This is a genomic window from Streptomyces dioscori (assembly GCF_003024195.1).
Lineage (GTDB): Bacteria > Actinomycetota > Actinomycetes > Streptomycetales > Streptomycetaceae > Streptomyces > Streptomyces dioscori.
In genome coordinates this window covers 1-21,649 of sequence record NZ_KZ679065.1, presented here as the reverse complement: position 1 = coordinate 21,649, position 21,649 = coordinate 1, and the positions used below count along the sequence as shown (strand labels likewise).

At 66.3% G+C, this 21,649-nt stretch carries 36 protein-coding genes and 1 pseudogene; 3 read left to right on the top strand and 34 right to left on the bottom strand.

Annotated features, from left to right (window positions below; all coding sequences use genetic code 11):
- Nucleotides 1-131: 131 nt before the first annotated feature.
- The 32 genes from C6Y14_RS42025 to C6Y14_RS41865 all read right to left on the bottom strand — a co-directional run bounded on the left by C6Y14_RS42025 (nucleotide 132) and on the right by C6Y14_RS41865 (nucleotide 18,175).
- Entirely contained in the window at nucleotides 132-1,154 is a 1,023-nt protein-coding gene (locus C6Y14_RS42025; protein WP_003966937.1) for a DNA-directed RNA polymerase subunit alpha, read from the bottom strand.
- A 120-nt stretch (nucleotides 1,155-1,274) separates the two neighbouring features.
- Nucleotides 1,275-1,679 (bottom strand): 30S ribosomal protein S11, encoded by a 405-nt coding sequence (gene rpsK / locus C6Y14_RS42020; protein WP_003956432.1) that lies wholly within the window; start codon nucleotides 1,677-1,679, stop codon nucleotides 1,275-1,277.
- 69 nt (nucleotides 1,680-1,748) lie between these two features.
- A complete protein-coding gene (rpsM, locus tag C6Y14_RS42015) occupies nucleotides 1,749-2,129 on the bottom strand; it encodes a 30S ribosomal protein S13 (RefSeq protein WP_107022207.1) in 381 nt (126 codons plus the stop codon).
- Nucleotides 2,130-2,345: 216 nt separating this feature from the next.
- Nucleotides 2,346-2,459 carry a 50S ribosomal protein L36 gene (rpmJ, locus tag C6Y14_RS42010; protein ID WP_003998809.1) on the bottom strand — a complete coding sequence of 38 codons (114 nt, stop codon included), beginning with the start codon at nucleotides 2,457-2,459 and terminating at the stop codon, nucleotides 2,346-2,348.
- Between the two features lie 57 nt (nucleotides 2,460-2,516).
- Nucleotides 2,517-2,738, bottom strand: coding sequence for a translation initiation factor IF-1 (infA, locus tag C6Y14_RS42005; protein WP_003948620.1), 222 nt, complete (start codon nucleotides 2,736-2,738; stop codon nucleotides 2,517-2,519).
- 333 nt (nucleotides 2,739-3,071) lie between these two features.
- Complete coding sequence (gene map / locus C6Y14_RS42000; protein ID WP_107022206.1) at nucleotides 3,072-3,908, bottom strand: type I methionyl aminopeptidase; 837 nt, start codon at nucleotides 3,906-3,908, stop codon at nucleotides 3,072-3,074.
- Between the two features lie 101 nt (nucleotides 3,909-4,009).
- On the bottom strand, nucleotides 4,010-4,720 hold the full coding sequence (locus tag C6Y14_RS41995) for an adenylate kinase (protein ID WP_107022205.1): 711 nt from the start codon (nucleotides 4,718-4,720) through the stop codon (nucleotides 4,010-4,012).
- The gene (secY, locus tag C6Y14_RS41990; RefSeq protein WP_107022204.1) at nucleotides 4,720-6,036 is read right to left on the bottom strand and encodes a preprotein translocase subunit SecY; all 1,317 of its coding nucleotides are present in this window, start codon (nucleotides 6,034-6,036) and stop codon (nucleotides 4,720-4,722) included. Before secY ends, C6Y14_RS41995 begins: the two co-directional genes overlap by 1 nt.
- A gap of 248 nt (nucleotides 6,037-6,284) precedes the next feature.
- The gene (rplO, locus tag C6Y14_RS41985) at nucleotides 6,285-6,740 is read right to left on the bottom strand and encodes a 50S ribosomal protein L15 (protein WP_107022203.1); all 456 of its coding nucleotides are present in this window, start codon (nucleotides 6,738-6,740) and stop codon (nucleotides 6,285-6,287) included.
- A 2-nt stretch (nucleotides 6,741-6,742) separates the two neighbouring features.
- Nucleotides 6,743-6,925, bottom strand: coding sequence for a 50S ribosomal protein L30 (gene rpmD, locus C6Y14_RS41980; RefSeq protein ID WP_107022202.1), 183 nt, complete (start codon nucleotides 6,923-6,925; stop codon nucleotides 6,743-6,745).
- A 2-nt stretch (nucleotides 6,926-6,927) separates the two neighbouring features.
- Nucleotides 6,928-7,530 carry a 30S ribosomal protein S5 gene (rpsE, locus tag C6Y14_RS41975; protein WP_055513610.1) on the bottom strand — a complete coding sequence of 201 codons (603 nt, stop codon included), beginning with the start codon at nucleotides 7,528-7,530 and terminating at the stop codon, nucleotides 6,928-6,930.
- Between the two features lie 42 nt (nucleotides 7,531-7,572).
- Nucleotides 7,573-7,956: a 50S ribosomal protein L18 gene (gene rplR / locus C6Y14_RS41970; RefSeq protein ID WP_107022201.1), complete on the bottom strand. Its 384-nt coding sequence runs from the start codon at nucleotides 7,954-7,956 to the stop codon at nucleotides 7,573-7,575.
- A 3-nt stretch (nucleotides 7,957-7,959) separates the two neighbouring features.
- Complete coding sequence (gene rplF / locus C6Y14_RS41965; RefSeq protein ID WP_107022200.1) at nucleotides 7,960-8,499, bottom strand: 50S ribosomal protein L6; 540 nt, start codon at nucleotides 8,497-8,499, stop codon at nucleotides 7,960-7,962.
- Between the two features lie 24 nt (nucleotides 8,500-8,523).
- Nucleotides 8,524-8,922, bottom strand: a complete 399-nt coding sequence (rpsH, locus tag C6Y14_RS41960) for a 30S ribosomal protein S8 (RefSeq protein WP_081218894.1) — start codon at nucleotides 8,920-8,922, stop codon at nucleotides 8,524-8,526.
- A gap of 235 nt (nucleotides 8,923-9,157) precedes the next feature.
- Entirely contained in the window at nucleotides 9,158-9,343 is a 186-nt protein-coding gene (locus tag C6Y14_RS41950; protein ID WP_003948630.1) for a type Z 30S ribosomal protein S14, read from the bottom strand.
- 5 nt (nucleotides 9,344-9,348) lie between these two features.
- The gene (rplE, locus tag C6Y14_RS41945) at nucleotides 9,349-9,906 is read right to left on the bottom strand and encodes a 50S ribosomal protein L5 (protein WP_107022199.1); all 558 of its coding nucleotides are present in this window, start codon (nucleotides 9,904-9,906) and stop codon (nucleotides 9,349-9,351) included.
- Nucleotides 9,906-10,229: a 50S ribosomal protein L24 gene (rplX, locus tag C6Y14_RS41940; RefSeq protein WP_107022198.1), complete on the bottom strand. Its 324-nt coding sequence runs from the start codon at nucleotides 10,227-10,229 to the stop codon at nucleotides 9,906-9,908. The genes rplE and rplX overlap by 1 nt, the downstream gene beginning before the upstream one ends.
- Nucleotides 10,230-10,231: 2 nt before the next feature.
- Nucleotides 10,232-10,600, bottom strand: coding sequence for a 50S ribosomal protein L14 (gene rplN / locus C6Y14_RS41935; protein WP_003992364.1), 369 nt, complete (start codon nucleotides 10,598-10,600; stop codon nucleotides 10,232-10,234).
- Nucleotides 10,601-10,702: 102 nt separating this feature from the next.
- Nucleotides 10,703-10,990: a 30S ribosomal protein S17 gene (gene rpsQ / locus C6Y14_RS41930; protein WP_107022197.1), complete on the bottom strand. Its 288-nt coding sequence runs from the start codon at nucleotides 10,988-10,990 to the stop codon at nucleotides 10,703-10,705.
- Entirely contained in the window at nucleotides 10,987-11,211 is a 225-nt protein-coding gene (gene rpmC, locus C6Y14_RS41925) for a 50S ribosomal protein L29 (protein WP_003998824.1), read from the bottom strand. Before rpmC ends, rpsQ begins: the two co-directional genes overlap by 4 nt.
- Nucleotides 11,211-11,630 (bottom strand): 50S ribosomal protein L16, encoded by a 420-nt coding sequence (rplP, locus tag C6Y14_RS41920; protein WP_099500627.1) that lies wholly within the window; start codon nucleotides 11,628-11,630, stop codon nucleotides 11,211-11,213. Before rplP ends, rpmC begins: the two co-directional genes overlap by 1 nt.
- A gap of 5 nt (nucleotides 11,631-11,635) precedes the next feature.
- Nucleotides 11,636-12,487, bottom strand: a complete 852-nt coding sequence (rpsC, locus tag C6Y14_RS41915; protein ID WP_107022196.1) for a 30S ribosomal protein S3 — start codon at nucleotides 12,485-12,487, stop codon at nucleotides 11,636-11,638.
- Nucleotides 12,487-12,834, bottom strand: a complete 348-nt coding sequence (rplV, locus tag C6Y14_RS41910; protein ID WP_030619142.1) for a 50S ribosomal protein L22 — start codon at nucleotides 12,832-12,834, stop codon at nucleotides 12,487-12,489. The genes rpsC and rplV overlap by 1 nt, the downstream gene beginning before the upstream one ends.
- A 42-nt stretch (nucleotides 12,835-12,876) precedes the next feature.
- Complete coding sequence (rpsS, locus tag C6Y14_RS41905) at nucleotides 12,877-13,158, bottom strand: 30S ribosomal protein S19 (protein WP_006376029.1); 282 nt, start codon at nucleotides 13,156-13,158, stop codon at nucleotides 12,877-12,879.
- A gap of 12 nt (nucleotides 13,159-13,170) precedes the next feature.
- On the bottom strand, nucleotides 13,171-14,007 hold the full coding sequence (gene rplB, locus C6Y14_RS41900; protein WP_028805741.1) for a 50S ribosomal protein L2: 837 nt from the start codon (nucleotides 14,005-14,007) through the stop codon (nucleotides 13,171-13,173).
- Nucleotides 14,008-14,046: 39 nt separating this feature from the next.
- Nucleotides 14,047-14,463 (bottom strand): 50S ribosomal protein L23, encoded by a 417-nt coding sequence (rplW, locus tag C6Y14_RS41895; protein ID WP_107022195.1) that lies wholly within the window; start codon nucleotides 14,461-14,463, stop codon nucleotides 14,047-14,049.
- The gene (gene rplD / locus C6Y14_RS41890) at nucleotides 14,463-15,119 is read right to left on the bottom strand and encodes a 50S ribosomal protein L4 (RefSeq protein WP_107022194.1); all 657 of its coding nucleotides are present in this window, start codon (nucleotides 15,117-15,119) and stop codon (nucleotides 14,463-14,465) included. The genes rplW and rplD overlap by 1 nt, the downstream gene beginning before the upstream one ends.
- A gap of 7 nt (nucleotides 15,120-15,126) precedes the next feature.
- Nucleotides 15,127-15,771 (bottom strand): 50S ribosomal protein L3, encoded by a 645-nt coding sequence (gene rplC / locus C6Y14_RS41885; RefSeq protein WP_107022193.1) that lies wholly within the window; start codon nucleotides 15,769-15,771, stop codon nucleotides 15,127-15,129.
- A gap of 16 nt (nucleotides 15,772-15,787) precedes the next feature.
- A complete protein-coding gene (rpsJ, locus tag C6Y14_RS41880) occupies nucleotides 15,788-16,096 on the bottom strand; it encodes a 30S ribosomal protein S10 (protein ID WP_003948644.1) in 309 nt (102 codons plus the stop codon).
- Between the two features lie 481 nt (nucleotides 16,097-16,577).
- The gene (locus C6Y14_RS41875; RefSeq protein WP_107022192.1) at nucleotides 16,578-17,300 is read right to left on the bottom strand and encodes a hypothetical protein; all 723 of its coding nucleotides are present in this window, start codon (nucleotides 17,298-17,300) and stop codon (nucleotides 16,578-16,580) included.
- A gap of 39 nt (nucleotides 17,301-17,339) precedes the next feature.
- The gene (locus tag C6Y14_RS44390; protein ID WP_159074412.1) at nucleotides 17,340-17,768 is read right to left on the bottom strand and encodes a hypothetical protein; all 429 of its coding nucleotides are present in this window, start codon (nucleotides 17,766-17,768) and stop codon (nucleotides 17,340-17,342) included.
- The gene (locus tag C6Y14_RS41865; RefSeq protein WP_225891549.1) at nucleotides 17,765-18,175 is read right to left on the bottom strand and encodes a hypothetical protein; all 411 of its coding nucleotides are present in this window, start codon (nucleotides 18,173-18,175) and stop codon (nucleotides 17,765-17,767) included. The genes C6Y14_RS44390 and C6Y14_RS41865 overlap by 4 nt, the downstream gene beginning before the upstream one ends.
- A 53-nt stretch (nucleotides 18,176-18,228) precedes the next feature.
- Between C6Y14_RS41865 and C6Y14_RS41860 the strand changes: the two genes are divergently transcribed.
- Nucleotides 18,229-19,272, top strand: coding sequence for a hypothetical protein (locus tag C6Y14_RS41860; RefSeq protein WP_107022191.1), 1,044 nt, complete (start codon nucleotides 18,229-18,231; stop codon nucleotides 19,270-19,272).
- Between the two features lie 18 nt (nucleotides 19,273-19,290).
- Here C6Y14_RS41860 and C6Y14_RS41855 read toward each other — a convergent pair whose 3' ends face one another.
- The gene (locus tag C6Y14_RS41855; RefSeq protein WP_107022190.1) at nucleotides 19,291-19,482 is read right to left on the bottom strand and encodes a DUF397 domain-containing protein; all 192 of its coding nucleotides are present in this window, start codon (nucleotides 19,480-19,482) and stop codon (nucleotides 19,291-19,293) included.
- Nucleotides 19,479-20,330 carry a helix-turn-helix domain-containing protein gene (locus tag C6Y14_RS41850; RefSeq protein WP_107022189.1) on the bottom strand — a complete coding sequence of 284 codons (852 nt, stop codon included), beginning with the start codon at nucleotides 20,328-20,330 and terminating at the stop codon, nucleotides 19,479-19,481. Before C6Y14_RS41850 ends, C6Y14_RS41855 begins: the two co-directional genes overlap by 4 nt.
- A gap of 140 nt (nucleotides 20,331-20,470) precedes the next feature.
- On the opposite strand from C6Y14_RS41850, the gene C6Y14_RS41845 reads away from it, so the two are divergent.
- Both C6Y14_RS41845 and C6Y14_RS41840 read left to right on the top strand, forming a co-directional pair.
- A complete protein-coding gene (locus C6Y14_RS41845; RefSeq protein ID WP_107022253.1) occupies nucleotides 20,471-20,968 on the top strand; it encodes an ATP-binding protein in 498 nt (165 codons plus the stop codon).
- A gap of 281 nt (nucleotides 20,969-21,249) precedes the next feature.
- Nucleotides 21,250-21,649, top strand: a pseudogene (locus C6Y14_RS41840) (helix-turn-helix domain-containing protein); the annotation flags it as partial.

The window sequence follows — 21,649 nt, the reverse complement described above, 5'->3', positions numbered from 1 at the left end:
GAAGATCCGGCCACCTTTCTCAAGATGACCGGAGGACCCGCGCCCCAGGGCTTTTCGCCTTTAGGGGCGCGGGGAACTGCGCGACCAGCCACGACGGACCCGCAGTCGAAGAACCCTCCTCGCGGAGCGGCTCAGTACTGCTCGGTCTCGACGAACCCGGCGTCCGCGTCGTCGTCCGCGCCGAAGGCGTCAGCCGCAGCGGTGGGGTCGAACCCGGGAGGCGAGTCCTTGAGCGCGAGACCCATGCCCGCGAGCTTGGCCTTGACCTCGTCGATGGACTTCGCACCGAAGTTGCGGATGTCGAGCAGGTCCGCCTCGGAACGGGCGACGAGCTCACCCACGGAGTGGATGCCCTCACGCTTGAGGCAGTTGTACGACCGAACGGTGAGCTCAAGCTCCTCGATCGGCAGGGCGAGATCAGCGGCGAGAGCGGCGTCCGTCGGGGACGGACCCATGTCGATGCCCTCGGCGTCGATGTTGAGCTCGCGCGCCAGACCGAACAGCTCGACCAGGGTCTTACCGGCCGACGCCATGGCGTCACGGGGACGCATGGCCTGCTTGGTCTCGACGTCGACGATCAGCTTGTCGAAGTCGGTGCGCTGCTCGACACGAGTCGCCTCGACCTTGTACGTGACCTTGAGAACCGGCGAGTAGATCGAGTCGACCGGGATGCGCCCGATCTCCTGACCGACCTGCTTGTTCTGCACGGCGGAGACGTAACCGCGACCGCGCTCGACGGTCAGCTCCATCTCCAGCTTGCCCTTGCCGTTGAGCGTGGCGAGGACGAGGTCGGGGTTGTGCACCTCGACACCGGCGGGCGGGGCGATGTCAGCGGCGGTGACGAGGCCGGGACCCTGCTTGCGCAGGTACATCACGACGGGCTCGTCGTGCTCGCTGGAGACGACCAGCTGCTTGATGTTGAGGATGAGGTCGGTGACGTCCTCCTTGACACCCGGCACGGTGGTGAACTCGTGCAGGACGCCGTCGATCCGGATGCTGGTGACAGCGGCACCGGGGATCGAGGAGAGGAGCGTACGACGGAGGGAGTTGCCGAGGGTGTAGCCGAAGCCCGGCTCCAGCGGCTCGATCACGAACCGGGAGCGGAATTCGTCGACGACCTCTTCGGTCAGCGACGGACGCTGAGCAATAAGCATGGTGATCCTTCAGTCATGGGCACCCACTATTTGATGCCCTTGAGTGCTTCAAGGGTACGGGCGGCACGCCTCCGAAGAGCCGTACCGCCCGAACCCAGGAAAAACTAAGACAACCGTGCGTCAGACGCGACGGCGCTTGGGCGGACGGCAGCCGTTGTGCGGCGTGGGCGTCACGTCCTGGATCGAGCCGACCTCAAGGCCGGTCGCCTGCAGCGAACGGATGGCGGTCTCACGACCGGAACCCGGACCCTTGACGAAGACGTCGACCTTGCGCATGCCGTGCTCCTGCGCGCGACGGGCGGCCGACTCGGCGGCCATCTGCGCGGCGAAGGGGGTGGACTTGCGCGAGCCCTTGAAGCCGACGTGGCCGGCGGAGGCCCAGGAGATCACGTTGCCCGAGGGGTCCGTGATCGAGACGATGGTGTTGTTGAACGTGCTCTTGATGTGGGCGTGCCCATGAGCGACGTTCTTCTTTTCCTTGCGGCGCACCTTCTTGGCAGCGCCCTGACGACCCTTGGGGGGCATCTATAACTCCTACGGGGAGGTGGTCGGTCCTACAGCGAAGACCGCTGATGAAGCGTTGTCCGCTGAGGACTACTTCTTGCCCGGCTTCTTCTTGCCGGCGATGGCGCGACGCGGGCCCTTGCGGGTACGAGCGTTCGTGCTGGTCCGCTGGCCGTGGACGGGCAGGCCACGACGGTGGCGCAGACCCTGGTAGCAGCCGATCTCCACCTTGCGGCGGATGTCGGCCTGAACCTCACGGCGGAGGTCACCCTCGGTCTTGAAGTTGTTGTCCACGTACTCGCGGATCCGGACCAGCTCCTCCTCGGAGAGGTCACGGACGCGGGTGTTGGGGTTGACGCCGGTGTCGGCCAGCGTCTTCTGCGAGAGGGTCCGGCCGATGCCGAACACGTAGGTGAGGGCAACCTCCACGCGCTTTTCGCGCGGGATGTCAACACCGGAAACGCGTGCCATTCAATGGCTCCAGTTGTCGTTCGGAGGTCTTCCACAGAACCGGCTCCCGCCCGCCGTCGTCTTCCGAGGTGAACACCTCGAAGATTCGGTACGAACCGGGTCCCCGGCCTCCGACCGGGGGTGTCGGATCACTGCGCACAGTGGATCCGGGCTCTGCGTATGAACATGTTCGTGCGTCGCGCGAAGTTCTGCGGGTGCAGAAGGTGCGGTCGTGCGTCAGCCCTGGCGCTGCTTGTGGCGCGGGTTTTCGCAGATGACCATGACCCGGCCGTGACGGCGGATCACCCTGCACTTGTCGCAGATCTTCTTGACGCTCGGCTTGACCTTCATTGGTGAGGTTCTCCGGGTCAGTGCCACCACCCCGCGGAAGCGGGGCACAGGCAAGATCTACTTGTACCGGTAGACGATCCGGCCACGCGTCAGGTCGTACGGAGACAACTCCACCACGACCCTGTCGTCAGGGAGGATGCGGATGTAGTGCATACGCATCTTGCCGCTGATGTGTGCCAGAACCTGGTGGCCGTTCTGGAGCTCAACCTTGAACATGGCGTTCGGAAGAGACTCGACGACAGTGCCCTCGATCTCGATGGCACCTTGCTTCTTGGCCACGCTTCGCCCTTCGAATCGACTACCTTGATCGACTCCGCGCTTACCACATGCAGACATGCGGATGCACGAGAGCCGACGAGTCAGTCTACGCCAGGGCCCCCGGAAAGACGAATCGAGAAAGTCTGCCCCACGACGAAGATCCCTAAGCAGGACACGCCTTCAAGGGGCGCGGGGAACGCCGCAGTCCTTTGCCTTTAGGGGCGCGGGGAACGGCGCAATCTTTTGCCCTCGGAGGGGCGCAGCCCCTTCAGGGGCGCGAGGAACGGCGCGACCAGCCCCCACCGAACCCGCACCCGCCCCCCCCCAAGGGGACCCCCCTCCCCGGAGGGCGCCCTACGCCAGGGGATCAGGCGCAGCAGTAATCCCATACTCCGCAAGCTTCGCCTTACCCCCGTCGGGAGACGTAAGAACAAGCGGCCCCTCATCCGTCAGAGCAACGGAATGCTCCCAGTGGGACGACCACGTACCGTCCGTGGTGATGACGGTCCAGTCATCCGCGAGCACCTCCGTCCGAGGCGTCCCCAGCGAAACCATCGGCTCGATGGCGAGGCAGAACCCGGCCACCAGCTTCGGCCCCTTCCCCCGCCGCCGCTCGACGTAGTTCAGCAGATGGGGATCCATGTGCATCTCGGTCCCGATGCCATGACCGCCGTAGTCCTCGACGATCCCGTACTTGCCGCCACCCGGCTTCGGCTGACGCCGGATGTACGTCTCGATCGCCCGGGACACGTCGACGAGCCGGTTCCCCAGCTTCATCGCCGCGATCCCGGCCCACATCGACTCCTCGGTCACCCGGGACAGCTCAAGGAGCTCCGGCGCGTGACCGGAACCCACGAAGGCCGTGAACGCCGCGTCCCCGTGCCAGCCGTCGATGATCGCGCCGGCGTCGATCGAGATGATGTCCCCGTCCTTCAGGACGACGTCATCGGTCGGGATGCCGTGCACGACGACCTCGTTCACCGAGGTGCAGATCGTGGCGGGGAAGCCCCCGTAACCCAGGAAGTTCGACTTCGCGCCGTGCTCGTCGAGCACCTTGCGGGCGACCTGGTCGAGATCCCGGGTCGTGGCACCGGGTACCGCGGCTTCCCGCGTCGCGCTGTGGACGGCGGCGACGACCAGGCCCGCCTCACGCATCTTGGCGATCTGCTCGGGGGTCTTGATCTGCACCATGGGGGCCCGCGCTCTCCGTCTTCTCTGCCTACTGGGTTACGTACACAACAGTAAGGCCGCGGCGCCCCTGGAGGGCACCGCGGCCGAACCGGTCGGGACGGCTACTTGCCGCCGTCGCCCCGGCTGTCGTTCTTGTCCTCGTCGCGCTGGTCCTTGCCCTCGGCCTGACGCTTGAGGGCGTCCATCGCACGCTTGGTGACCTCGTCCACCTTGCCGAGCGCCGAGATCGTCACTACCAGGCCCTGGGCCCCGTAGTAGTCGATGATCGGCTCGGTCTGGGTGTGGTAGACCTCCAGGCGCTTGCGGACGGTCTCCTCGGTGTCGTCGCCGCGCTGGTACAGCTCGCCGCCGCAGACGTCGCAGACGCCTTCCTTCTTCGGCGGGCTGTACGTCACGTGGAAGACGTGACTCGATTCGTTGCGGCAGACACGGCGGCCGGCGATGCGCTTGACGACCTCGTCCTCGGGGACCTCCAGGTCGAGCACCCCGTCGAGTTCCACACCATCGGCCTTGAGGGCCTGGTCCAGCGCCTCGGCCTGCGAGACGTTCCGCGGGAAGCCGTCGAGCAGGAAGCCGTTCGCGGCGTCCGGCTGCTCCATGCGGTCCTTGGCCATCGCGATGGTGACCTCGTCCGGTACGAGGTTGCCCTCGTCCATGTACGACTTCGCCAGTTTGCCCAGTTCGGTCTGCTGGCTGATGTTCGCACGGAAGAGGTCGCCCGTGGAGATGTGCGGGATCAACAGGTTCTTGGCGAGGAACGCGGCCTGCGTTCCCTTGCCCGCCCCGGGCGGCCCGACGAGGACGATTCGCATCAGCGGAGGAACCCTTCGTAATTGCGCTGCTGGAGCTGGCTCTCGATCTGCTTCACCGTCTCAAGACCGACACCCACGATGATCAGGATGCTGGTGCCACCGAACGGGAAGTTCTGGTTTGCCCCGAAACCAACCAACGCCATCGTCGGTACGAGAGCGATCAGGCCCAGATACAGCGAACCCGGCCACGTGATCCGGTTGAGTACGTATCCCAGGTACTCAGCGGTCGGCCGGCCGGCCCGGATGCCCGGGATGAAGCCACCATACTTCTTCATGTTGTCCGCGACTTCTTCGGGGTTGAAGGAGATGGCGACGTAGAAGAAGGCGAAGAACACGATCAGCAGGAAGTAGGTGGCGATGTAGATCGGGTGGTCGCCCTTGGTGAGGTTCTGTTCGATCCAGGTCTTCCAACCCGCGGTCCCACCTGCGAACTGGGCCACCAGCGCCGGGATGTAGAGCAGCGACGAGGCAAAGATCACAGGGATGATGCCGGCCTGGTTGACCTTCAGCGGGATGTACGTGGACGTGCCGCCGTAGGACCGGCGGCCGATCATGCGCTTCGCGTACTGGACGGGAATGCGGCGCTGAGCCTGCTCCACGAAGACCACCAGGCCGACCATGACGAGGCCGACCGCGATGACGGTGCCGAACTCGATCCAGCCGTCCGCCAGGTTGCCCTGCACCTTGATGGCCCACAGTGCCGACGGGAACGTGGCGGCGATCGAGATGAACATCAGGATCGACATGCCGTTGCCGATGCCGCGGTCGGTGATGAGCTCACCGAGCCACATGACGACGGCCGTACCGGCGGTCATGGTGATGACCATCGTGATCGTGACGAAGATCGACTGGTCGGGCACGATCTGGGTGCCGACCGTGCACCCCGTGAACAGGGCACCACTGCGGGCGGTGGCCACCAGGCCGGTGCCCTGCAGGATGGCCAGCGCCACCGTCAGGTAACGGGTGTACTGCGTGATCTTCGCCGTACCAGACTGGCCCTCTTTCTTGAGGGCCTCCAGGCGCGGGATCACCACGGTCAACAGCTGCAGGATGATGCTCGCCGTGATGTACGGCATGATGCCGAGGGCGAAGATCGTGATCTGCAGCAGCGCGCCACCACTGAACATGTTCACCAGGCCGAACAGACCCTGGTTCCCGGAGCTCGCCTGATCGATACAGGCCTGGACGTTCGTATAGTCGACTCCCGGGATCGGGATGTGCGTACCCACCCGATAGACCACGATGATGCCGAGCGTGAAGAGCAGCTTCTTGCGCAGGTCGGGCGTCTTGAACGCCCGGGCGAACGCGGTGAGCACGGTGCCTCCTGCGACCCCCGCGCAAGTGCGCCAGAGGTGACGGTCTTGAGGTTCGACGAATAAGTAACGGACAGCTAACTAACAGTCAGAAGCCACCTGGAGTTCCCTGGCGGCACACCGGGCGAAAATTAGCAGCGCAGGCCACCTTACCGGCGACACCGCTCCCCTAGGAACGACCAACCGGGGATGCCCCTTTTGTGGGGCATCCCCGGTCGGGATCGCTCAAGTCATCGAATCGCCTGAAGAGATCAGATCAGCTCGGTGACGGTACCGCCGGCGGCGGTGATCTTCTCCTTGGCGGAGCCGGAGACGGCGTCGACCGTCACCTGCAGTGCCACGGAGATCTCGCCCTGGCCGAGGACCTTGACGAGGCTGTTCTTGCGAACCGCACCGTTGGCGACGAGTCCCTCGACGGTGACCTCGCCACCCTCCGGGTACAGCGACGCCAGCTTGTCGAGGTTCACGACCTGGTACTCGGTCTTGAACGGGTTCCGGAAGCCCTTGAGCTTCGGGAGACGCATGTGGAGGGGCATCTGGCCACCCTCGAAGCGCTCCGGAACCTGGTAACGGGCCTTCGTGCCCTTGGTACCACGACCGGCCGTCTTACCCTTGGACGCTTCACCACGACCGACTCGCGTCTTCGCGGTCTTGGCGCCCGGGGCGGGACGGAGGTTGTGGATCTTGAGCGGGTTGTTCTCCGCCATGATCAGTCGACCTCCTCAACCGTCACGAGGTGGCGGACGGTGTGAACCATTCCGCGGAACTCGGGGCGGTCCTCCTTGACGACCACATCGTTGATCCGCTTGAGACCAAGCGAACGAAGGGTGTCACGGTGGTTCTGCTTGCTGCCGATGAACGACTTCTTCTGCGTGATCTTGAGCTGAGCCATGATTACGCACCCGCTCCCGCACGTGCACGCAGGAGAGCCGCAGGGGCGACGTCCTCAAGGGGCAGACCGCGGCGGGCCGCGATCTCCTCGGGACGCTGCAGGCCCTTGAGGGCCGCCACGGTCGCGTGCACGATGTTGATCGCGTTGGAAGAGCCGAGCGACTTCGACAGGATGTCGTGAACGCCGGCGCACTCCAGGACAGCACGCACCGGGCCACCGGCGATGACGCCGGTACCGGGGGAGGCAGGCTTGAGCAGGACGACGCCCGCGGCCTTCTCGCCCGTGATCGGGTGCGGGATGGTGCCCTGGATACGGGGGACCTTGAAGAAGTGCTTCTTGGCCTCTTCAACACCCTTGGCGATCGCGGCCGGCACCTCCTTGGCCTTGCCGTAACCGACACCGACGGTGCCGTCACCATCGCCCACTACGACGAGCGCAGTGAAGCTGAAGCGACGACCACCCTTCACAACCTTGGCGACACGGTTGATCGCGACGACACGCTCGACGTACGCGGTCTTCTCGGCAGCTGCGCCGCCGTCACGGCCCTTCCGGTCCCGCCGCTCGCCGCCACCGGCACCGCTTCCGCGGCGCTGGGGTCCAGCCATTGGAATTACCTCTCTCTGTTTCCGCTAGCTACGGAACAGGACTCAGAACTTGAGTCCGGCTTCGCGGGCGGCGTCCGCCAGAGCGGCAATGCGCCCGGCGTACTGGTTTCCACCACGGTCGAATACGACAGCCTCGACACCGGCGGCCTTGGCGCGCTCGGCGACCAGGGCGCCGACCGACTTGGCCTGCTCGGACTTGTCGTTCTCGCCGCCGCGGATGGTCGTGTCCAGGGTGGACGCCGACGCGAGGGTGTGACCCTTAACGTCGTCGATCACCTGGGCCACGATGTGGCGGTTCGAGCGCGTCACGACCAGGCGAGGCCGCTCAGCCGTACCGGAGATGTGCTTCCGGATGCGGATGTGACGTCGCTTGATGGCAGCACGCTTGTAAGCGTCGCCCTTAGCAATCTTGACACCGTATGCCATGGCTTACTTACCCGCCTTTCCGACCTTGCGCCGGACGACTTCGCCCTCGTACTTGACGCCCTTGGCCTTGTACGGGTCGGGCTTGCGCAGCTTGCGGATGTTGGCCGCAACCTCGCCGACCTTCTGCTTGTCGATTCCCTCGACCGAGAAGTGTGTCGGGTTCTCGACCTTGAAGGAGATGCCCTCGGGCGCCTCGATCGTGATCGAGTGGCTGTAGCCGAGCGAGAATTCCAGGTTGGAACCCTTCGCCAGGACGCGGTAACCGACACCGCTGATTTCGAGCTTCTTCACGTAACCCGTGGTCACGCCGGTGATCATGTTCGCCACCAGCGTGCGGGACAGGCCGTGGAGGGCCTTGTTCTGACGCTCGTCGTTCGGGCGGGTGACATTGAGAATGCCGTCCTCACCCTTGGCGACCTCGATCGGCGCCGCGACGGTGTGGGAGAGAGAGCCCTTGGGGCCCTTCACCTGAACCGTACGGCCGTCGATGGTGACGTCCACGCCGGCGGGAACCGTGATGGGGAGCTTGCCAATACGCGACATAGCTGTTTCCTCCGTTCCCTTCCGCTACCAGACGTAGGCGAGAACTTCTCCGCCTACGCCCTTCTTGCCGGCCTGCTGTCCGGTGAGGAGACCGTGCGACGTGGAGATGATCGCCACGCCGAGGCCACCCAGCACCTTGGGCAGGGAGGTGGACTTCGCGTACACACGCAGACCCGGCTTCGAGATCCGCTTGATGCCCGCAATGGAGCGCTCGCGGTTCGGACCGAACTTCAGCTCAAGGACGAGCTTCTTGCCGACTTCGGCGTCCTCGACCTTCCAGCCGGTGATGAAGCCCTCCTGCTGGAGGATCTCCGCGATGTGCGACTTGATCTTGCTGTGGGGCATCGCGACATCGTCGTGGTACGCCGAGTTCGCGTTACGCAGACGAGTAAGCATGTCTGCGATGGGATCAGTCATGGTCATGAATTGGCCTTCGGCCTCTCTCGCCGGGGTTTCCTGTATGCGCCATCCCTCTCCCCACTCAGTGGCGGGACGGGTGCGGTGCGGGGACCTACGGCGTAGTAAGCGTTAACTAGTGGGCTGTACCCACATGCGTCCGGGCGGCAGACGCCCAACCCTCCTAGCCTAAGCCATGGAGGGGAGAGCCTCTGCCAACCCACTGCTTACCGAGAGCGTCCGGTCGTCCCTGTTGGGGGGACTACCAGGAGCTCTTGGTCACGCCCGGGAGCTCTCCACGGTGAGCCATCTCACGAAGGCACACGCGGCAGAGACCGAACTTGCGGTACACGGAGTGCGGGCGGCCGCAGCGCTGGCAACGGGTGTAGCCACGCACACCGAACTTGGGCTTACGAGCAGCCTTGGCAATCAGAGCCTTCTTCGCCATCTCGCTTACGCCTCCTTGAAGGGGAAGCCGAGGTGACGGAGAAGGGCACGGCCTTCGGCGTCGTTGGTCGCCGTGGTGACCACGGTGATGTCCATACCCCGGACGCGGTCGATCTTGTCCTGGTCGATCTCGTGGAACATGACCTGCTCGGTGAGACCGAAGGTGTAGTTGCCACGACCGTCGAACTGCTTGGGAGACAGACCGCGGAAGTCGCGGATGCGCGGAAGCGCGAGCGACAGGGTGCGGTCCAGGAACTCCCACATGCGGTCGCCACGAAGCGTGACGTGGGCACCGATCGGCTGACCCTCACGCAGCTTGAACTGCGCGATGGACTTGCGGGCCTTGGTGACGGCCGGCTTCTGACCGGTGATCGTGGTGAGGTCGCGGATGGCGCCCTCGATCAGCTTGGAGTCGCGGGCGGCGTCGCCCACACCCATGTTGACCACGATCTTGACGAGGCCCGGGGTCTGCATGACGTTCTCGTACGAGAACTCTTCCTGCAGCTTGCCCGCGATCTCCTCGCGGTACTTCGTCTTGAGACGCGGAATGGTGGTGGTAGCCATCAGATGTCCTCACCCGTCCGCTTGGCAACGCGGATCTTGTTGCCCTCGTCGTCGAAGCGGAAACCGACGCGCGTGACGACCTTGTTGCCGTCCTTCTCAACGACCAGCTGGACGTTGGAGACGTGGACGGGCGCCTCGGTCGTGACGATGCCACCGGCCTGCGAACCGCGAGCGGTGGGACCGGCCTTCGTGTGCTTCTTGACCCGGTTGACACCCTCGACCAGGACGCGCTCCTCGCGCGGGAAAGCGGCAATGACCTTGCCCTGCTTGCCCTTGTCCTTACCGGTGATGACCTGAACCAGGTCGCCCTTCTTGATCTTCATGCTTACAGCACCTCCGGCGCGAGCGAGATGATCTTCATGAACTTCTTCTCGCGCAGCTCACGGCCGACAGGGCCGAAGATACGGGTGCCACGAGGGTCGCCGTCGTTCTTCAGAATGACGGCGGCGTTCTCGTCGAAGCGGATGTACGAGCCGTCGGGACGACGACGCTCCTTGACGGTGCGAACGATGACCGCCTTGATGACGTCACCCTTCTTCACATTGCCGCCGGGGATCGCGTCCTTGACGGTGGCGACGATGACGTCACCGATGCCCGCGTAGCGGCGACCGGAGCCACCGAGCACACGGATGCAAAGGATTTCCTTCGCACCAGTGTTGTCGGCGACACGCAGTCGCGACTCCTGCTGGATCACGTCTATCTCCTGATTGTCTGCCGGTTCCCGGCAGGGGCTCCTTCACGGAAACCCCTGCCGAGCCTGGCGGAACCAACCTGCGGGAAACCCCTCAGGTACTTACTACTTGGCCTTCTCAAGGATCTCGACGATGCGCCAGCGCTTCGTCGCGGACAGCGGACGGGTCTCCATGATGACAACCCGGTCGCCGACGCCCGCGGCGTTCTGCTCGTCGTGCGCCTTGAGCTTGTTCGTACGGCGGATGACCTTGCCGTACAGCGCGTGCTTGACGCGGTCCTCGACAGCGACGACGACGGTCTTGTCCATCTTGTCGCTGACGACGAGACCCTCACGGGTCTTGCGGAAGCCGCGGCTCGTCTTGGTCTCTTCGGTCACGTTGTTCTCGCTCATGCGCTCTCCACCGTCTCGATGCCCAGCTCGCGCTCACGCATCAGGGTGTAGATCCGCGCGATGTCCTTGCGGACGGCCTTGAGCCGCCCGTGGTTTTCGAGCTGACCGGTCGCCGCCTGGAAGCGGAGGTTGAACAGCTCTTCCTTGGCTTCGCGAAGCTTCGCAAGAAGCTCCTCGTCACCCAGTTCGCGCAGCTCGGACGCCTTGGTACCGGCCGACATCACGCTTCACCTGCCTCGCGCTTGACGATCCGGCACTTCATCGGCAGCTTGTGGGCTGCGCGAGTGAGGGCCTCACGGGCGATCTTCTCGTTGGGGTAGGACAGTTCGAACATGACCCGGCCCGGGTGCACGTTCGCGACCCACCACTCGGGGGAACCCTTACCGGAACCCATGCGGGTCTCGGCGGGCTTCTTCGTCAGCGGGCGGTCCGGGTAGATGTTGATCCAGACCTTGCCGCCACGCTTGATGTGGCGGGTCATCGCGATACGAGCCGCCTCGATCTGGCGGTTCGTGACGTACGCCGGCGTGAGGGCCTGAATGCCGTACTCGCCGAACGAAACCTGCGTACCGCCCTTGGCCTGACCGCGGCGCTTCGGGTGGTGCTGCTTGCGGTGCTTGACCCTACGAGGGATCAGCATTTCGGTCAGGCCTCCGTTCCGGTGCTCTCGGCCGGAGCGGCAGCGGCGGCGGGAGCGTCGGCCTTGGGGGCCTCGGCTGCCGGCGCGGACTGCTGCTGCGGCTTGCGGCCACGGCCGCCACGCTCGCCACCACGACCGCCACGTGCCGGGCGGTCGCCGCCGCCACCGGCTCCACCACGGGCCGGGCGGTTACCCGCACGGGCCGCGGCGTTCTCGGCGCGGACCTCGGCGATGTTCTTGACATCGCCCTTGTAGATCCAGACCTTCACACCGATACGGCCGAAGGTCGTCTTGGCCTCGAAGAAGCCGTAGTCGACGTTCGCGCGGAGCGTGTGCAGGGGCACACGGCCCTCGCGGTAGAACTCCGAGCGGGACATCTCGGCGCCGCCGAGACGGCCACCACACTGGATCTTGATGCCCTTGGCGCCGGCCTTCATCGTGCCCTGCATGCTCTTACGCATGGCGCGACGGAAGGAGACGCGGGAGGACAGCTGCTCGGCGACGGCCTGGGCCACCAGCTGAGCGTCCGTCTCCGGGCTCTTGACCTCAAGGATGTTCAGCTGGACCTGCTTGCCGGTCAGCTTCTCCAGGTCACCGCGGATGCGGTCGGCCTCGGCGCCGCGGCGGCCGATGACGATGCCCGGGCGCGCGGTGTGGATGTCCACACGGACGCGGTCACGGGTGCGCTCGATCTCTACCTTCGAGATGCCGGCGCGCTCCATGCCGGACGTCATCATCCGACGGATGGCGACGTCTTCCTTGACGTAGTCCTTGTACAGCTTGTCGGCGTACCAACGGGACTTGAAGTCCGTGGTGATGCCGAGCCGGAACCCATGCGGGTTAACCTTCTGGCCCATTACCGGGTTCCTTCCTTGCTGCTGACGACCACGGTGATGTGGCTGGTCCGCTTGCGGATCCGGTAGGCGCGGCCCTGGGCGCGCGGACGGAACCGCTTCAGGGTCGGACCCTCGTCGACATACGCCTCGGAGATGACGAGGCTGTCGGCGTCGGTGTGGTCGTAGTTGTGTGCGGCGTTGGCGATGGCGCTGTCAAGCACCTTGCCGACGGGCACGCTCGCGGCCTGCGGGGCGAAACGCAGGACCGCCTGAGCCTCCGTGGCATCCATGCCACGGATAAGGTCCACCACTCGGCGGGCCTTCATGGGCGTGACGCGGATGTACCGCGCCTGGGCCCTGGCTTCCATGGTTGTCCTTCCAGTGTCTGTCATGGTCGATTCCACCCCGCGTTAGCGGCGCTTCGACTTCCGGTCGTCCTTGACGTGACCCCGGAAGGTGCGCGTCGGCGAGAACTCGCCGAGCTTGTGGCCGACCATCGACTCGGTGACAAACACCGGAATGTGGGTCTTGCCGTTGTGCACCGCGATCGTGTGGCCGAGCATGGCCGGGATGATCATCGAGCGACGGGACCAGGTCTTGATGACGTTCTTGGAACCGGCTTCGTTCTGTACGTCCACCTTCTTGATGAGGTGGTCGTCGACGAAGGGCCCCTTCTTGAGACTGCGCGGCATCTAAACCCGCTCCTAGCGCTTCTTGTTCGTCTTGCGGCGGCGGACGATGTACTTGTTCGAAGCCTTCTTCGGCGAACGAGTACGACCCTCCTTCTGACCCCACGGCGAGACCGGGTGACGTCCACCGGAGGTCTTGCCTTCACCACCACCGTGCGGGTGGTCAACCGGGTTCATCGCCACACCGCGAACGGTCGGGCGGACGCCCAGCCAGCGCTTGCGGCCGGCCTTGCCCCAGTTGATGTTCGACTGCTCGGCGTTGCCGACCTCGCCGACGGTGGCGCGGCAGCGCACGTCGACCAGGCGGATCTCTCCGGACGGCATGCGCAGGTGGGCCATCTGGCCCTCCTTCGCGAGCAGCTGCACGGAGGCACCGGCGGAGCGGGCGAACTTGGCACCGCCACCGGGACGGAGCTCGATCGCGTGGATCGTGGTACCGACCGGGATGTTGCGGAGGGCCAGGTTGTTGCCCGGCTTGATGTCGGCCCCGGGACCGTTCTCGACGCGGTCGCCCTGCGACAGGTTGCGGGGGGCGAGGATGTAGCGCTTCTCGCCGTCCGCGTAGTGAAGCAGCGCGATGCGCGCGGTGCGGTTGGGGTCGTACTCGATGTGCGCGACCTTCGCCGGCACGCCGTCCTTGTCGTGCCGACGGAAGTCGATCACTCGGTAGGCGCGCTTGTGTCCGCCACCCTGGTGGCGAACGGTCACACGACCGGCGTTGTTACGGCCGCCCTTGCTGTGCAGCGGGCGGACCAGCGACTTCTCCGGCGTGGACCGCGTGACCTCGACGAAGTCGGCGACGCTGGAGCCACGACGCCCCGGCGTAGTCGGCTTGTACTTGCGGATTCCCATTTCTCAGTCCTCGTCCGATATTCGGACCAGGGCGCTCCGTTAGGAGGCCTGGCCGAAGATGTCGATACGGTCGCCCTCAGCGAGGGTCACGATGGCGCGCTTGGTGTCAGCACGCTTGCCGAAGCCGCTCTTGGTCCGCTTGCGCTTTCCCTGGCGGTTGATCGTGTTGACCCCGGTGACCTTGACCGAGAAGACCGCCTGGACGGCCTGCTTGATCTGGGTCTTGTTGGCGCCCGGCGCGACGACGAAGGTGTACTTGCCCTCGTCGAGCAGCGCGTAGCTCTTCTCGGAGACGACCGGCTTGATGAGGACGTCACGGGGGTCCGTGAAGCTCTTGCTCAGCGGCGTCTCAACGGTGTTCTTGCCCTCGGCCTCGTGGCGCTTCGCCTTGGCGATGCGCGCGGCCTTGGCGGCCTTGGCCGCCTTGGGGGCGATGCTCGGGTGACGCGTAGCCATCAGGCTTCGCTCCCTTCGGTGTCAGAGGCCTGGGGGCCAGACACGAAGGACTCGAAAGCGGCCTGGGTGAAGACCACGTCGTCCGAGACGAGAACGTCGTACGTGTTCAGCTGGCCCGGCTCCAGGATGTGGACCTGGGGCAGGTTGCGCGCGGAGAGCAGCGCGGCCTCGTCGGCACGGTCGATGACCAGGAGCAGGTTCTTGCGCTCCGAGATCTTGCCGAGCAGGACCTTCGCGGCCTTGGTGGAGGGGTTGTCGCCCTCGATCACGCCGGAGACGACGTGGATGCGAGCGTTGCGGGCCCGGTCGGTGAGGGCGTGGCGCAGGGCCGCGGCCTTCATCTTCTTCGGGGTCCGCTGCGAGTAGTCACGCGGCTGCGGGCCGTGGACGACGCCACCACCGGCGAACTGCGGGGCGCGGGTCGAGCCCTGGCGCGCGCGGCCGGTGCCCTTCTGACGGTAAGGCTTCTTACCGCCACCACGAACCTCGCCGCGGGTCTTGGTCTTGTGCGTGCCCTGGCGGGCAGCGGCCAGCTGAGCGACTACGACCTGGTGAAGCAGCGGGATGCTGATCTTCTCGACGTCGAAGATCTCCGCGGGGAGCTCGACCGTCCCGGTCTTGTCGCCTGCCGGCGAAATGATGTCAACAGTGCTCATCGGTACCTCAGGCCCCCTTGGCCGCGGTGCGGACCAGGACGAGGCCGCCGTTCGGACCGGGGACCGCGCCCTTGATGAGCAGCAGACCCTTCTCCGCGTCAACGGCGTGGACGGTCAGGTTCTGGGTGGTGACGCGCTCGTTGCCCATGCGACCCGCCATGCGGAGGCCCTTGAACACACGGCCCGGGGTGGCGCAGCCACCGATGGAGCCGGGAGAGCGGTGCTTGCGCTGGGTGCCGTGACCGGCGCCGAGTCCCTTGAAGTTGTGACGCTTCATGACACCGGCGAAGCCCTTGCCCTTGCTCGTACCGGTCACGTCCACCTTGATGCCGGACTCGAAGGTCTCGGCGGTGATCTCCTGGCCGAGGACGTACTCGCTGGCGTCAGCGGTACGGATCTCGACGAGGTGACGGCGGGGAGTGACGTCGGCCTTGGCGAAGTGGCCCTTGAGGGGCTTGTTCACCTTGCGCGGGTCGATCTCGCCGAAGGCGATCTGGACCGACTCGTAGCCGTCGACGTCATTCGTACGGACCTGGGTCACGACGTTGGGGCTGGCCTTGACGACGGTGACCGGAACAACACGGTTGTTCTCGTCCCACACCTGCGTCATGCCGAGCTTCTCGCCCAGGATGCCCTTGATCTGCTTAACCATTCTCAGACCACATCCCTTAGAGCTTGATCTCGATGTCGACACCGGCCGGGAGGTCGAGTCGCATCAAAGAGTCAACGGTCTTGGGGGTCGGGTCGAGAATGTCGATCAGGCGCTTGTGCGTGCGCATCTCGAAGTGCTCGCGCGAGTCCTTGTACTTGTGCGGCGACTTGATGACGCAGTACACGTTCTTCTCAGTGGGCAGCGGCACCGGGCCCGCGACCGACGCACCAGTGCGCGTCACCGTCTCGACGATCTTCTTCGCCGAGGAATCGATGACCTCGTGGTCGTAGGCCTTGAGCCGGATGCGGATCTTCTGTCCCGCCATGGCTACTCAGTAGTCCTTTGTCTAGTGAAACGCTCTGCAACCCGCGGGTTCGCGTCCTGTCTCCGACCCACGCGGTCGGGTGTGTCGCATCCTCACCGCAGAGATATCCACAAGCGGATTTCCCTACCAGGGACGCGGCCCATCCCAAAGACGACCGCAGGACCGGGGGCCGAACACCCACCGGGTGCCTGGTCTGCACCCCGCTGACACTTCCCGGAAGATTCCCGTACGTCCGCTCCAGCGCTGCCCTGGGGCAGTTGGGGCGACGAGTACTGTGGGACTCGCTTCCGGTCCTCCCGGCGGGAGGCGCGCAGCATCGGCACTCAACCGAGCAACCCCGACAGTCTGCCACACGGGGCACCGACCTGGCGAATCGAGCCGGAGAGGATACCCCCGGGGGGACGCGCGTCAAACTCTTCGGGCATCCCGGCCCTGTCGGCGGTGCCGGCGGGGGCCTTCCAGGCATCGCCGCCCGGCGTTCTCAGCCCCGGTGCCGCTCCTCGCGTCCGAGCGCGTCGAAGTCGATCGGCCGATACCCCGGGGCGTGGTCACGCAGGAACGCGGCGGCCTCCGCGGGCAGGGGCGGGGTGGCGATCACCGCGTACTCCAGTACGCGCTTGGGGGCGGAGTACTTCCAGAACTCGTACTCCGGCTCCCCCGCAGCGAGGCCCGGATACCGGTCCGTGACACCGAGGCTGTCCAACAGCCCGGGAAGCGTGGCATCGGCGAGGCCCGCCATCGGCTCCCCCGGGAGCACGATCCGCTCCACACCGGAATCGAGACGAGGCCGCTCCCCTCGCGCGACGCCCTCGATCTGCGGCCGGTCCAGCACGTACCAGGGCCCGGCATGCTCCTGTACGAGCCAGCTGTCCCGGGTGTCACTGCGATGGACGGCGCACGCGTCACCCCGGAAGATCTCCTCGACATACCCGAGACCGGGCTGGACCAGGGTCCGCGTCCCGCCGGCCGCCTGAAACGCAATCTCCCTCCCGTGCCCGGTCGCGATCCCCGCGAACTCGGCGGCGAACTCCGCCCGGACGGCCGACGCCCGCAGGCAGGAGAAGTGGAGCGACCCGACGAGGAACGCGTGCTCCTCCCGCCAGGTCGCCCGCATGAGCCGGTACGAGGGAACATCGCTGGCCCACCCGGGGACATGCAGGACGAATTCCCCACAGAAGACACACGAGGCGTATGCATCACCCATTGCAGCTCTTCCTTTGCGCGGCGCGGTAACGACCACCAGTCAGGGCCCGCCCGAAAAGGGGTCAGGATGCCCTCCCCACTGGAATCCCCATTCCCCCTTCTCCTCGTCGCGAGCGGCGCGCAGCCCCTGATCAGGCAGGGCGAATTCGTTGCGCAGCCAGGCGTCCATCACCAGCGCCGCGACCTCGGGCCGGTAGTGGGCGAGGGGGAAGGTGAGCGCGGCGACCTCGACGAGCAGGCCGTCGGGGTGCGCGGAGGACAGGTCCGCGGAGTGCACGGAGAGCCCGAAGGCGAGCCATGCGGCGTCGCGCCAGTGAGTGCCGCCCGGGAGCGCCAGCGAGACGTTGCGATGGATCTGCAGGCAGCTTCCGTCACCGGTACCAGGGGAGCGGTGCTCCGCCGTAAGGTCCGCGGCCAGGCCGCCCTGCGAGCGGGAGCCCCGGAGCCGGTACTCGACAGTGCTGCTCACGCCTCTCCCCCGCCTCGAAGGTCCCCACGGAGGGTCCACACGGGCGAATCCTCGGGCGGCCGGGGACGGATCCGCAGTCGCGCCAGGTCGACACCCGCGTCCGCGTCCCCCGTCGGAAGACGTCCGGCGTCGTCGGGGTAGTAGTACAGGCCGTAAGCCCAGAACTCCGGAAGCTCATGGCACATGAGATCGGGGTACGGAGATATCTCCGTACCTCCGTACCTCTCACTGACCCTCGCCACCGCCTCCGCGCGGGAGATACCGAACCGCCCCGCCATTTCGTCCGCTATCTCGCGGAAATAGCCGAGCATTCCTTCGTCCAGCTTCATGTGAAATTCCGCGGTCACGGCGTTTGCATCCCCCTCGGTGGACCAGGTGTACGCCGCCGCCCGCGCCCCGTCGGCCATCGGACGTGCCCCACCTTCACCTTGCGCCTGCGTGCACACATAGCCTCTCCCCCATGCCCCGCACCACCCCACCCCGCCCCCTCGACATCACCGCCCTCTTCCCCGAGTTGGCGCCGATGGCCCGTACCGCCGTACGACTGCACCCGCGTGCCGGTACGCCGACCGCCGCCGACAGTTCGATCGGCGGTCCTCTTCTGTGGCCGGCCCACGAACCGTGGCCCACCTGCCCGGATCACGCCGGCCCCTCGCACCGCGGTGTCACCCCCGACGACGTACGGCTGGGACGGCGCATCCTCGACGAGGCCTGGGCGCGGCCACGTGCCGAGGGCGCCGATCTCCTCACCCCCGAGGAGCAGGTCGTCGTCGACCGCGCCTCGTTCTCCGGCCGGACACGGATACCCCAGGACGGCCCGGCCCCCATGATCCCCGTGGTCCAGCTGTACGCCGCCGACGTCCCCGCGCTGCCCCGCCCGGCCGGTGCCGATCTGCTCCAGGTCCTGTGGTGCCCCTTCGACCACACCGAGGACTACCTCCCCGCGGTCACACTCCGCTGGCGCGCCTCCGCCGACGTGACCGACCCCCTCACCACCGCCCCGCGGCCGTCGGTGATCGGCAACGACGACTACCTCCCCGAACCCTGCGTGCTCCACCCCGAAACGGTCACCGAGTACCCGGCCCCGCACGAACTGCCCGAGGACCTGGCGGACCGCATCGAGGCCTGGGAGGAAGAGCAGAACCCGGAGGAACTGGATGAGTCGGACGAGCTGGATGACGCCGCCGCCATCGGCTATCAGTACGACCTCAGCGTCGCCCCGGGTTGCAAGGTCGGCGGTCACGCCCCCTGGAGCTTCAGCGACCCGTTCCCCATGGCGTGCCCCGAGTGCGGCTCGGACGTGCGGCCCCTGCTCACGATCGACGGCGGCGAATGGGACGGCGGCAGCGGCAGTTGGCGTCCTGTGGAGGACGCCGGCTATACGGGCCTGCACTTCCTCGGCCCGGCCTGCTCGACCCGGCTGAACATCGGCCGCAGCTACAACTTGCAGCTGTACGTGTGTACGGCCGCGCCCGACCATCCGCATGTGCAGAACATGCAGTGACCCGGCCCCCGACCCCGGCTAGCGGCCCGGCGCCAGGGGGGCCACGAACGACGCCCAGGCGGCAGGGCTGAGGGTGAGCCGCGCCCCGGCAGGGTTCTTGGAGTCACGGACGTGGACGGCGGCGGGGGCTTTGGCTATTTCGACGCAGTCGTCAATCTCGCCGCTGTCGCTGTAGCTGCTTTTGAACCAGCGGAGTTCCGTGGTGCTCATAGCTCTCCCAGCGTTCGTTCGATGAAGGCCAGCGACTCCCCAGGCGTGAGAGCCTGCGCCCGGATCATGCCATAGCGCAGTTCAAGAATACGAAGATCCCTGGGGTCGCTGACAGGGCGGCCGTTGAACGCGCCAGGGCAACGTCCAACCGCGGTTCCGTCGGCGAACTTCAGCACCTGGATCAGACCCTGCACCCCGGCATGCTCTTCGCGCTTGGTCGGCATGACCTGAAGTGTGACGTTCCGCAGCTTCCCCACCTCTAGCAAGTGTTCGAGTTGCCGCCGTAGCACCATGTTCCCACCGAGGGGGCGTTCCAGCGTCACCTGTTCCTGGACAAAGCTGAGCGTCGGAGCGGGCTCTCGCTCGAAGATCGATTTTCTGGCCAGACGCGCAGCGATACCCCGTTCCACCGCGTCCGGCGAGTGCATGGGCTGTCGCATCTCAAACAGCGCCCGCGCGTACTCCGGCGTCTGCAGCAGTCCTTGGATGTTGTGGTTGCTGTATTGCAGCAACTCGACCGCCCCGTCCTCCAACTCCTTCAGCTCCCGCACCTTTTTCGGGTACCGGGCCCTCTCCACATCCCCCTTGAACGCCTTGAGGTGCCCGCTCGCCTTCAGCACCTCGTCCGCCCGGTCGAGGAACTCCGGCCGGGGAATCCGCGCCCCGCGCTCGATCTTGCGGATCATGTCCTCGCCGTATCCGAGGGCCTCACCGACGTCGGCGACCCGCAGCCCGGCCGCCTCGCGGCAGATCCTGACCAGCCGCCCGACGGCCTCCACCAACGGCGCGCTCTCGTCCCCCGGTTCGAGGTCCCAGCCCGCCTCGTCCACGCCCTCACCGCTGCTCATCTCCACCCACCTCCAACACCCACCCGCACCCGTACGACACCCGAGACAACCAGGACAGACCGGGACCACAGAGTGACAGTCCCGATACGCAGAGTCGTAACCCCAGTTCAGAGTAGACACGGGTGGCCACGCTGTGTGACGTGAATCAAGAAACCGTCCGCAGCTTCAGCCTGCTCCTTTCAGCGACACCCCGCGGCGCCCGTCTCGCCCGGCGGTTCACGACCGAGCAAGTCCGCGCCTGGGGGCTGCCGTTGGACCCCGACCGCGCGGAGCACATCGTGGCCGAGCTGGCCGCCAACGCCGTCACGCACGGCCGCGTCCCCGGCCGCGACTTCCGCCTCACGCTGTACGTGATCGGCGGCACCCTCCGTATCGAGGTGACCGACACCCGCGGCGACCGTCGGACCCTCGGCCCGCAACACCCGGGCCCCGCCGACGAGTCGGGGCGCGGGCTCGTCATCGTGGAGGCGCTTTCCGACCGTTGGGGTGTCACGCCCGGCAGACCCCCGCGCAAGACGGTCTGGGCCGAGCTCAACTTCGTACCGCATCCGGCACCGGCATCAGCACTGACGCCGGCGCTGAAGCCCGCCGGCTCCGGACCCGCCCCCACCGGCCCCCGGATTCCACCGTCCCGGTAAACGACCGACCGGTACCGCCCGGCATCAAATGCTTTTCAAGAACTCAGGGAGAGAACCCACCAAACCCAGCCCCGCCCGGCTCTCACCTGACCCGGTTCGGCCTCTCGTCAGCACCGCGAACCCGCATCGCCCACAAGGGTGACAATCCGCAACTCAGCTGGATTTCCGACTGGTTGTCGGTCATATGCTCGCCCGAACAGACCCCAGAACATGCGACGGCCCCCGGCCGGGACTGGACTCCCGATCGAGGGCCTGACCACCGAGGAAGAAGACGCTTCCCCATGGATAAACAGCACCCTAGCGCGCCCACGTGCGCCCGGCCCCGGATTCCGCATCAGTTTGCGCAGCAGCATCCGCGAGGCGTCACACACGTCAAAGTCCGCCACACCGCCCGGTTCACGGTGATCGGCAACCACCTCGCCCAGCACCCGCAGCTGTCGGGGCTCGCGATCGGGCTCGGCGTCCACATCCAGTCGCTGCCCACCGGCGCCCGCGTCGACATCAGGACGCTGACGGACCGCTTCCCCGAGGGCGAGACGAGAATCGCGTCGGCCCTGCGGGAGCTGGAGGCGCACGGCTACCTCACCCGCACGCGCCACCGCCTGCCGAGCGGGCACGTCGTCACACGAACGGTGTCGTACAACCAGCCGGGGGTCAACGAGATCCCGGTCCGGGAGCCCC

Bases quoted from the DNA above. Each gene is read 5' to 3' on its own strand.
- C6Y14_RS42025 (WP_003966937.1), bottom strand. From the start codon at position 1,154: ATGCTTATTGCTCAGCGTCCGTCGCTGACCGAAGAGGTCGTCGACGAA.
- rpsK (WP_003956432.1), bottom strand. From the start codon at position 1,679: ATGCCCCCCAAGGGTCGTCAGGGCGCTGCCAAGAAGGTGCGCCGCAAG.
- rpsM (WP_107022207.1), bottom strand. From the start codon at position 2,129: ATGGCACGCGTTTCCGGTGTTGACATCCCGCGCGAAAAGCGCGTGGAG.
- rpmJ (WP_003998809.1), bottom strand. From the start codon at position 2,459: ATGAAGGTCAAGCCGAGCGTCAAGAAGATCTGCGACAAGTGCAGGGTG.
- map (WP_107022206.1), bottom strand. From the start codon at position 3,908: ATGGTGCAGATCAAGACCCCCGAGCAGATCGCCAAGATGCGTGAGGCG.
- C6Y14_RS41995 (WP_107022205.1), bottom strand. From the start codon at position 4,720: ATGCGAATCGTCCTCGTCGGGCCGCCCGGGGCGGGCAAGGGAACGCAG.
- rplO (WP_107022203.1), bottom strand. From the start codon at position 6,740: ATGGCGGAGAACAACCCGCTCAAGATCCACAACCTCCGTCCCGCCCCG.
- rpmD (WP_107022202.1), bottom strand. From the start codon at position 6,925: ATGGCTCAGCTCAAGATCACGCAGAAGAAGTCGTTCATCGGCAGCAAG.
- rpsE (WP_055513610.1), bottom strand. From the start codon at position 7,530: ATGGCTGGACCCCAGCGCCGCGGAAGCGGTGCCGGTGGCGGCGAGCGG.
- rplR (WP_107022201.1), bottom strand. From the start codon at position 7,956: ATGGCATACGGTGTCAAGATTGCTAAGGGCGACGCTTACAAGCGTGCT.
- rplF (WP_107022200.1), bottom strand. From the start codon at position 8,499: ATGTCGCGTATTGGCAAGCTCCCCATCACGGTTCCCGCCGGCGTGGAC.
- rpsH (WP_081218894.1), bottom strand. From the start codon at position 8,922: ATGACCATGACTGATCCCATCGCAGACATGCTTACTCGTCTGCGTAAC.
- C6Y14_RS41950 (WP_003948630.1), bottom strand. From the start codon at position 9,343: ATGGCGAAGAAGGCTCTGATTGCCAAGGCTGCTCGTAAGCCCAAGTTC.
- rplE (WP_107022199.1), bottom strand. From the start codon at position 9,906: ATGGCTACCACCACCATTCCGCGTCTCAAGACGAAGTACCGCGAGGAG.
- rplX (WP_107022198.1), bottom strand. From the start codon at position 10,229: ATGAAGATCAAGAAGGGCGACCTGGTTCAGGTCATCACCGGTAAGGAC.
- rpsQ (WP_107022197.1), bottom strand. From the start codon at position 10,990: ATGAGCGAGAACAACGTGACCGAAGAGACCAAGACGAGCCGCGGCTTC.
- rpmC (WP_003998824.1), bottom strand. From the start codon at position 11,211: ATGTCGGCCGGTACCAAGGCGTCCGAGCTGCGCGAACTGGGTGACGAG.
- rplP (WP_099500627.1), bottom strand. From the start codon at position 11,630: ATGCTGATCCCTCGTAGGGTCAAGCACCGCAAGCAGCACCACCCGAAG.
- rpsC (WP_107022196.1), bottom strand. From the start codon at position 12,487: ATGGGCCAGAAGGTTAACCCGCATGGGTTCCGGCTCGGCATCACCACG.
- rplV (WP_030619142.1), bottom strand. From the start codon at position 12,834: ATGGAAGCCAGGGCCCAGGCGCGGTACATCCGCGTCACGCCCATGAAG.
- rpsS (WP_006376029.1), bottom strand. From the start codon at position 13,158: ATGCCGCGCAGTCTCAAGAAGGGGCCCTTCGTCGACGACCACCTCATC.
- rplB (WP_028805741.1), bottom strand. From the start codon at position 14,007: ATGGGAATCCGCAAGTACAAGCCGACTACGCCGGGGCGTCGTGGCTCC.
- rplW (WP_107022195.1), bottom strand. From the start codon at position 14,463: ATGGCTACGCGTCACCCGAGCATCGCCCCCAAGGCGGCCAAGGCCGCC.
- rplD (WP_107022194.1), bottom strand. From the start codon at position 15,119: ATGAGCACTGTTGACATCATTTCGCCGGCAGGCGACAAGACCGGGACG.
- rplC (WP_107022193.1), bottom strand. From the start codon at position 15,771: ATGGTTAAGCAGATCAAGGGCATCCTGGGCGAGAAGCTCGGCATGACG.
- rpsJ (WP_003948644.1), bottom strand. From the start codon at position 16,096: ATGGCGGGACAGAAGATCCGCATCCGGCTCAAGGCCTACGACCACGAG.
- C6Y14_RS41875 (WP_107022192.1), bottom strand. From the start codon at position 17,300: ATGGGTGATGCATACGCCTCGTGTGTCTTCTGTGGGGAATTCGTCCTG.
- C6Y14_RS41865 (WP_225891549.1), bottom strand. From the start codon at position 18,175: ATGGCCGACGGGGCGCGGGCGGCGGCGTACACCTGGTCCACCGAGGGG.
- C6Y14_RS41860 (WP_107022191.1), top strand. From the start codon at position 18,229: ATGCCCCGCACCACCCCACCCCGCCCCCTCGACATCACCGCCCTCTTC.
- C6Y14_RS41855 (WP_107022190.1), bottom strand. From the start codon at position 19,482: ATGAGCACCACGGAACTCCGCTGGTTCAAAAGCAGCTACAGCGACAGC.
- C6Y14_RS41850 (WP_107022189.1), bottom strand. From the start codon at position 20,330: ATGAGCAGCGGTGAGGGCGTGGACGAGGCGGGCTGGGACCTCGAACCG.